At 66.2% G+C, this 8,435-nt stretch carries 6 protein-coding genes; 5 read left to right on the top strand and 1 reads right to left on the bottom strand.

All coding sequences use genetic code 11. The features are described from left to right. The 4 genes from EPO41_RS04910 to radC form a co-directional block, all read left to right on the top strand. Positions 1–3,699: strawberry notch family protein (locus EPO41_RS04910; protein WP_296321259.1), on the top strand; the 3,699-nt coding region annotated here is incomplete at its 5' end. A gap of 10 nt (positions 3,700–3,709) precedes the next feature. Continuing rightward, entirely contained in the window at positions 3,710–4,765 is a 1,056-nt protein-coding gene (locus EPO41_RS04905; protein WP_296321257.1) for a toprim domain-containing protein, read from the top strand. Between the two features lie 284 nt (positions 4,766–5,049). Further along, positions 5,050–5,985 carry a DUF2493 domain-containing protein gene (locus EPO41_RS04900; protein ID WP_296321255.1) on the top strand — a complete coding sequence of 312 codons (936 nt, stop codon included), beginning with the start codon at positions 5,050–5,052 and terminating at the stop codon, positions 5,983–5,985. Positions 5,986–6,122: 137 nt separating this feature from the next. Further along, positions 6,123–6,803, top strand: a complete 681-nt coding sequence (radC, locus tag EPO41_RS04895) for a DNA repair protein RadC (RefSeq protein WP_296321253.1) — start codon at positions 6,123–6,125, stop codon at positions 6,801–6,803. A 12-nt stretch (positions 6,804–6,815) separates the two neighbouring features. Here radC and EPO41_RS04890 read toward each other — a convergent pair whose 3' ends face one another. Beyond that, on the bottom strand, positions 6,816–7,376 hold the full coding sequence (locus tag EPO41_RS04890; RefSeq protein WP_296321251.1) for a flavin reductase family protein: 561 nt from the start codon (positions 7,374–7,376) through the stop codon (positions 6,816–6,818). 168 nt (positions 7,377–7,544) lie between these two features. Here EPO41_RS04890 and EPO41_RS04885 point away from each other — a divergent pair, with 168 nt between their 5' ends. Continuing rightward, complete coding sequence (locus EPO41_RS04885; RefSeq protein ID WP_296321250.1) at positions 7,545–8,156, top strand: hypothetical protein; 612 nt, start codon at positions 7,545–7,547, stop codon at positions 8,154–8,156. Positions 8,157–8,435: the final 279 nt, after the last annotated feature.

Below are 8,435 nucleotides of genomic sequence, written 5' to 3'. Positions count from 1 at the left end.
AGCGTCGTGCTGATGAATCCGCCATTCTCGGCTGCGGCGCATGTCGACGGCACCGTCGCCGATGCCGCCCTTCGCCATGTCTCGTCGGCGCTTGCGCGACTCGCCGACGGCGGGCGCCTGGTCGCGATCACCGGCGTCAGCCTCTCGCCGGACCATCCGTCATGGCGCGAGGCCTTCGTCCGCCTTCAGGAACGCGGCCGTGTCGTGTTCAGCGCTGCCGTCGATGGACGTGTCTACGCCCGTCACGGCACCGCGGTCGAGACTCGGCTGACGGTTATCGATCGCGTACCTGCCGATGATCCGAGGTCGTTTCCAGCATCACTCGGCATGGCATCCGACGTCGCTGCGTTGCTCCAATGGGTTACTTCGCATGTCCCTCCGCGCTTGCCTGTTCATGGCACCGCGCCTCCTGCATCCGTTCCTCCCGTCACGGTCATGTCGAGCCGAAGGCCTGCTCAGCAGCCACGCGCCGTTGCCGGCGATTCGCTTGAACGAGTGGGTACTGAGCTCGCCTATGAGACCGTCGACTGGAAGCCGACCGAGGGCGGCAGCCTCACCGAGGCGCTGTACGAAGGATACGAGCTGCAGTCGATCCGGATTGCCGGTGCGCAGTCCCATCCGACACGGCTGGTACAGTCGGCGGCGATGGCCTCCGTCGCGCCGCCCAAGCCGGGCTACCGGCCTCGTCTGCTGGCCAGCGTCGTCACGGATGGGCTCCTGTCCGATGCGCAACTCGAGAGCGTCATCTATGCCGGCGAAGCGCACTGCGGCCACCTCGCCGGCTCCTGGACGGTGGACGAGACCTTCGACGTCGTGTCGGCGGCGCCCGACGAGGCGGAGAACGCCGTCCGCTTCCGGCGGGGTTTTATGCTGGGTGACGGCACCGGCGCCGGCAAGGGCCGCCAGATCGCCGGCATCCTGCTCGAAAACTGGCTAAAAGGCCGCCGACGCGCAGTGTGGGTATCGAAGTCCGACAAGCTGATCGAGGACGCCCAGCGCGACTGGTCGGCGCTGGGCATGGAGCGGCTGTTGATCACGCCGCTCGCGCGATTCCGCCAAGGCACGCCCATCTGCCTGGAGCAGGGCGTCCTTTTTACCACCTACGCCACGCTACGGACCGACGCACGCGAGGAAAGGGTTTCGCGGGTCCGGCAGATCGTCGATTGGCTGGGAGCGGACTTCGATGGAGTGATCGTGTTCGACGAAAGCCATGCCATGGCCAATGCGGCCGGCGGGAAAGGCAAGCGGGGCGACCAGGCGCCGTCGCAACAGGGCAGGGCCGGCCTTCGCCTGCAGCACGCGCTGCCCAACGCCCGCGTCGTATACGTCTCGGCCACGGGCGCCACGACCGTGCACAACCTCGCCTACGCCCAGCGGCTCGGTCTGTGGGGCGGCGAGGACTTTCCTTTCGCCACGCGCGCCGAATTCGTGCAGGCCATCGAGGCGGGCGGCGTTGCCGCCATGGAAGTGCTGGCCCGTGACCTCAAGGCGCTTGGCCTGTATGCGGCCCGCTCCCTGTCCTACGAAGGTGTGGAGTACGAACTGGTCGAGCACGCGCTCACGCCGAAGCAGGTCCGCATCTACGATGCCTATGCCGGCGCCTTCCAGGTCATCCACAACAATCTCGACGCTGCCCTGCAGGCAGCCAACGTCTCCGGCGAGCGCGGCACGCTCAATGCGCAGGCGAAGTCTGCCGCGCGCTCGGCCTTCGAATCCGCCAAACAGCGCTTCTTCTCCCACCTGATCACCTCGATGAAGACGCCGACCCTGATTCAGTCGATGGAGCGCGATCTGGCAGCCGGGCATGCCGCGGTCATCCAGATCGTGTCGACAGGCGAGGCCCTGATGGAGCGGCGGCTGGCCGACATCCCGACCGAGGAGTGGGGCGACGTGCAAGTCGACATCACGCCGCGCGAGTATGTGCTGGACTACCTCACGCACAGCTTCCCGACCCAACTGTTCGAGCCCTTCACCGATGGCGACGGCAATCTCTCCTCGCGGCCGGTGTATCGCGACGGTCAGCCGGTGCAGTGCCGCGACGCCGTCGAGCGCCGCGACCGGTTGATCGAGCGGCTGGCGTCGCTCGCGCCGGTCCAGGGTGCGCTCGATCAGATCGTGCAGCGTTTCGGGACCGACCTGGTCGCCGAGGTGACCGGGCGATCCCGGAGGATCGTTCGTAAGGGTGAACGGCTCTGCGTCGAGAAACGTCCAGGCTCGGCCAACCTCGCCGAGGCGCAGGCGTTCATGGATGACGACAAGCGTATCCTGGTGTTCAGCGATGCCGGCGGCACCGGCCGCTCCTACCATGCTGACCTTTCAGCCCGGAACCAGCGCCTGCGCGTGCACTACCTGCTGGAGGCAGGTTGGAAGGCCGACACCGCCATACAGGGGCTGGGCCGCAGCAACCGGACCAACCAGGCGCAGCCGCCGCTGTTCCGGCCGATCGCTACCGACGTGAAAGCCGAGAAGCGCTTTCTCTCGACCATCGCCCGGCGCCTCGACACGCTGGGCGCCATCACCAAGGGCCAGCGCCAGACCGGCGGCCAAGGCCTGTTCCGAGCCGACGACAATCTCGAATCGCCCTACGGCCGGGCGGCGCTGCGTCAGCTCTACATGTTGCTGTTCGCCGGCAAGATCGAAGGCTGTTCTCTGGAGGCTTTCGAGGCAGCAACGGGCCTGAATCTGACCGACCAGGACGGCAGCCTGCGGGAGGAGCTGCCGCCGATCACGACGTTCCTCAATCGGCTGCTGGCGCTCACCATCGACTTGCAGAACACGCTGTTCGGCGTGTTCGAGGACCTGCTGCGCGCGAAGATCGAAGGGGCGCGGGTCTCAGGGACCTACGACGTCGGCGTCGAGACGCTGACGGCCGAGAGCCTGACGGTGACGAATCGTCAGGTGGTGTATGTCCATCCGACGACTGGCGCCGAAACGCAGGTATTCACTGTCCGCCGTCGGGAGCGAAACCAGCCTCTCGCCTTGGCCGATGCCTTGGACCGAGCCGGCGATCCTCGCGCGATCCTGCTTCTCAATGCGCAGTCGGGCTGGGCGGCGGTGCAGGTGCCGGCGCCCAGCGTCGTGCTGGACGACGGCGAGGTCGAGCGCCGCGTCCGGCTCGTGCGTCCGATGGAGCGGACAGCCCTTTCGGTAGCGGCCCTCGAGCAGTCGCACTGGCAGCGCTCGGATCAAGCTGCCTTTGCCCAGGCCTGGGCACAGGAACTCGCCGAGATACCTCCGTTCACCGAGAGCGAGCTCCATATCGTCACCGGCCTGCTGCTGCCGATCTGGAAGCGCTTGCCGGATGAATCCATGCGGGTCTACCGACTGCAGACCGATGCGGGAGAGCGCGTCATTGGCCGGCTGGTCTCGCCAGCCTGGGTGGCGCAAGCCGTCAGCGCCGATGCCATCAATATGGCTCCGGCAAGCGCCTGGAACGCCGTGCTCGATGGTCGGACCGTCCTCGAGCTGCGGGACGGGCTTAGCGTGCGTCGCTCCAAGGTGATGGGCCTGTTCCGTGTGGAACTCTGCGGCTTCACCGATGGCATGGTCGATCGCCTGAAGACGATGGGGCTGATCTCCGAGATCATCGCCTGGAAGCTCCGTCTCTTCGTGCCGACCGGCGCCGCCGGCCCTGAAATCCTGACGGCCTTGATGGACCGCTATCCGATCGTGCGCATCGCCGATCGAGCCGCGGCGTGAGGGGGCGGCCGTGTCATCGCCTGCCGCGGACCTGGCTCGCCGCCTCGCGCGCAATGCCGAGGCGGTATGTCGTCACTATCTCTCCAACGGCCGTCGCGAGGGCCGCTACTGGTTGGTCGGCGATGTCGCCAACACCCAGGGCCGCAGCCTGTTCGTCCGTTTGAGCGGTCCGGATCACGGCAAGGGTGCTGCTGGAAAGTGGGCGGACGCCGCCTCGGGGCAGCATGGCGATCTTCTGGACCTGATCGGCCTCAATCGCGGGTTGGATCGCCTGCGCGATATCCTCGATGAGGCACGCGCGTTCCTGGCCTTGCCGCCGGCCCCGCTCCCACCGCTGCAGGGTCGGCTGCCGGCGCCGCGAGGTTCGCCCGAATCTGCGCGGCGTCTCTATGCCATGTCTCGGCCGATAGGCGGCACTGTGGCGCAGGCTTATCTGCACGGCCGCAGAATTACGACCGTACCTCACGGCGATCCGCTACGCTTCCAGCCGTGCTGCTACTACCGGCCCGACGAGGACAGCCCGACCGAGACCTGGCCGGCCCTGATCGCCGCCGTCACCGATCTGGGCGGCACGATCACCGGCGCACACCGTACCTGGCTCGATCCGTCGGGCCACGACAAGGCGCCGATCGCTTCCCCGCGACGGGCCATGGGCCATCTTCGCGGGCACGGTGTCCGCTTCGGCGTGGCCCACGACGTGATGGTCGCCGGGGAAGGGATCGAGACCATGCTGTCGCTTCGCATGATCCTGCCGACTCTGCCGATGGTCGCCGCGCTCTCGGCCAATCATCTCGCCGCCTTGCTGCTTCCACCGACCCTGCGCCGTCTATATGTCGCTCGCGATACCGACCCGGCCGGTGACGCCGCGACGGCCAGCCTGTGCACCCGCGCGGAGGCCGCCGGGATCGAGCCGTTCGTCCTGTCGCCCTGCTTCGACGACTTCAATGACGATCTCCGCCACCTGGGCATTGAAGGGCTCCGGGCATCAGCGCGCCGGCAACTCGCCCCGCCGGACGTGGTGCGTTTCCTGGCTTTGGCCCGTGAGGGGATGAGCACGGGCACGTGAATCTCTTCGTGATTGGTCGCTCTGCTGACCTTCGGATCGGACCGGAGCGCGCCCCGGCCTTCTAGAGGGGCGATCGAACGGCAGGCAGCCCGGTCCCGCAACGGCGGTCCTTCAGCTTTCTTCCCCTGCCGGCTGCGCCGGCATTCCTCGCGAGGCAAGAAAGCCTCGGCCCGCCGTCCTCCGCTGCGCTCCGGCCGCAAGCGGTGCGAGCCCGGGCCGCCTGCCGTCTGTCGACGCCCACGAAGGCCGCGATGGGCGCGGCCGATCCGACAAAGGACAGCATCATGGCGACCACCGACGATCCCGATTTCGAGCCCGTGCACGCGTCATCTCCGACCGATCACGTCCTCGCAGAGCTGCAGCTGCATGGCCACCGTCCCTTCGAGGACGAGCCGGATCCCCGCCCGCTGCCGGAAGGCAACATCATAGCCGGCGCGGTCGTCGACATCTTCGATGCGCTGGTCTCGACCCTCACCGACACCCGTCTCGAGCCCGATCTCGAGGACCTGCTGTGGTCGACCGTCAACCTGTTTCATCGCGCCGTCGAACGAATCGAACGCGAGCTCGACGGCAATGAGCAGGCGCAGCGGCGCAGTCAGAAGGAGCAGAACGGCTCCGAAATCCGCTCTGTCGAACTGGAGCGTCTCGTCGCCGAGGGCCTGACCTTGATCGAGCGCCGCAATGCACTGGAGCTGTTCCGCGATCAGGCCGCCGAACGCTTCGAGGTCCATACCGGTTCGACCTGGCGGCCACGCACCGGCTCGATGGTCAACCACCGGGCTCTCACCGCCGCCATGATCGACAGCCGCGAGTTCCTGGCCGCTCGTCGCCGCGCCGAGACCGAGCTGCTGGTGCCGGCCGGTCCCAAGATTGCCTTCACGGGCGGTGCCGACTTCAACGACCACCCGCTCATCTGGAGCACGCTCGACAAGGTCCGCGGCAAGCATCCCGACATGGTGCTGCTGCACGGTGGTTCGCCGACCGGCGCCGAACGCATCGCTGCCCGCTGGGCCGACAGCCGCAAGGTGACGCACGTCCCGTTCAAGCCGGACTGGACCCGTCACGCCAAGGCCGCACCCTTCAAGCGCAACGATCAGATCCTGGAGGTCCTGCCGATCGGCGTCATCGTGTTCCCCGGGTCGGGCATCCAGGAGAACCTGGCTGACAAGGCGCGCAAGCTGGGCATTCCCGTGTGGCGGTTCGGTTCGGGTGGCGCGTGAGCGCCACCTCGTTTCTGCGTCTGCGGCGATAACCGGACCTGGTGAGAGCAAGAGGAAGGCCGGGAGCGGGTGAGCCGCCGGGCCTTCAGAGAGAGCGGGCGGCGGCTCGCCCCTTCCTGCTCTCCGGGACATGATCAATGTCTGCTTCAACTTTGACTTCCGCATCCGCCTCGCGGCGCCACGGTTCCGTAATGCATGGCGCTCTTGCCGTTCTGCCGTCGGGAGAGACGACCGAGCAGGACCTGCTCGCCGGATTGCTGGCTTCAGCGCAAGGGAGCGAACAAGCTTCTGCTCTCTTGCAGCACTTTCCGAGCATTGGCCATGTCATCGCAGCCGAAGCGGCGCAGCTTCGCGCCTTCGGATTGACGGGCCGTGACATTGCTGCGTTTCGGCTTGTCCGCGAGATCGCGTGCCGCATAGCCAGATCAGAGGTGCGCAGGCGTCCCGTGCTCACCAACTGGCAGGCGCTGATCGCCTACCTGCAGACGGCAATGGCCTGCGAGCAGGTCGAGCAGTTCCGAATCCTGTTTCTCGATACCAAGAACAATCTCATCGCCGACGAGGTGCAGCAGCGAGGCACCGTCAATCACACGCCTGTTTACCCGCGGGAGGTGATCAAACGAGCGTTGATTCTAAACGCCTCCGCTTTGATCGTTGTCCATAATCATCCATCGGGCGATCCAAGGCCGTCGCGGGACGACATCGAGATGACGCGGGAGTTGAAAACAGCTGCCAAGGCTCTCGAGATCGAGCTGCACGATCACGTCGTGATCGGTCATGGCACTCATGCTTCGTTCCGGTCGCTTGGGCTGCTGTAGAATCGCTGTCTCCTACAGCATGCCCGGTCTGAACTGCGAGCGCCGGCTGATGACCTTGCCGGCGATCATGAACACGCCGTCACCGGTGTAATGCAGCGTTTCGGGATGCTCGGGCGAGGCCGCGACGTGCCCCTTCACAACCTCGAAGATGAAGAAGTTGTACTTGGAGATGAGGCTGCCATCCGCCAGCCGGCATTCGAAGCTGGCATGGCATTCGGCGGTCAGCGGGGCGTTGACCTCGTGCGCCTTATGCGGGGTCAGCTTGAACTTCTCGAACTTGTCGATCTCCGCCCCGGATGTGTTGCCGACCCCGACCACCTGATCTGTGAGCGCCGTCGTCGGAAGGTTGATGACGCATTCCTTGCTGCGCCGGATCAGACCGAAGCTATGGTTGCCGCCGGCGATCACGCAGCCGACCAGGGACGGCGTGAACTCCATTACCGTATGCCAGCCCATGGTCATGATGTTGCGCTGGTCGCCATGCGCCGATGTGACCAGCACGATCGGTCCGGGTTCCAGGTAGCGCCGGACCCCGGAGACCGGCAGGTCGATCTTGCGACGGGGGCTCGCCATGTTTCCTCCCTTGGCTGGGAGTGACGTTCCTCGAATTCATCAAGGTCCAGCGTCTCCCATTTGCAACCCAAAGTCTCTCTTCTGCCACGTTCAATCCTGATAAGATCCGCTGGCGCCATGGTGGTGGTGGAAGGCGCGACCGCTCGACCCTGGTCACGGAGACCCACCATGCTTGCTACCGGTATCGTTCTCAGCATCGTCGGGCTCGGCTTCTTCTGCGGGCTGCTGTTCACGCTGGCGATCTATGCGCTTCCCACCTTCGCCGGGCTCGCCGCGGGGTTGGCGGCGTTTCACAGTGGGGCCGGCGTCGTGGGCGCGATCACAGTCGGGTTGCTGGTGGGCGGGGCAATCTTGGCGCTTGGACAGTTCGTTTTCGCGGCCACGCGCACGCCGCTCCGCGCTATTGTCGGTCTGGTCTATGCCGTCCCGGCTGCCATCGCCGGCTATCAGGTGTCGTTTGCCTTGGCGGGCCTCGGCATGCCCGGCAGTGTATGGCAGGCGGCATTCGCCGTGATCGGCGCCATTGTCTCCGGCTGTACGGCTTTCTCGAGACTGGCACTGTTGGCTACGCCGTCGGACGGGCAGGGCACGGTAAGCGCTTGCTCGCGTGCCAATGAGTGGCTGCACGGCCAGGGCCGCGGATGCATTTTCGTCTTCCTCATCGGACAGGTTGGCAAAGATCAGGACGGTGAACGCCCGCCTGGACCCGGCAGGCGATCGCAGCCCTCAGTGACCACTTCGAGGAGGCGCCCCTCTGGCCAGCCGACAAGGTGCAGGTGAGATGCGCTTTCGACGACCGGTTGGGCTGAGACGATGCCGTCGTTTGTCTACGCCATGGCCGCCGTCTCTTCGCCCGGTATGCCGGTCCTCTTGCGCAGGACCTCAGGTTGGCCACGACTTGTCCCGAGGAGCTGTTCGGCGCGCGACCACGGCCTCTCTTTTGGCTGATCTGGCCAGAGGACGGCTGCGCCTCGATCGCCTGAGCCGCAACGGCGGCGGTTCGACTTTCTTCCCCTGGGCTTCGCCCATTCCTCGCGCGGCAAGAAAGTCGCCCCGCCG

The sequence above is a fragment of the Reyranella sp. genome, assembly GCF_004297265.1.
In the GTDB taxonomy this organism is placed as follows: domain Bacteria; phylum Pseudomonadota; class Alphaproteobacteria; order Reyranellales; family Reyranellaceae; genus Reyranella.
The sequence above is the reverse complement of the archived record's forward strand: the minus strand, read 5'-3'. Positions and strand labels throughout refer to the sequence as shown.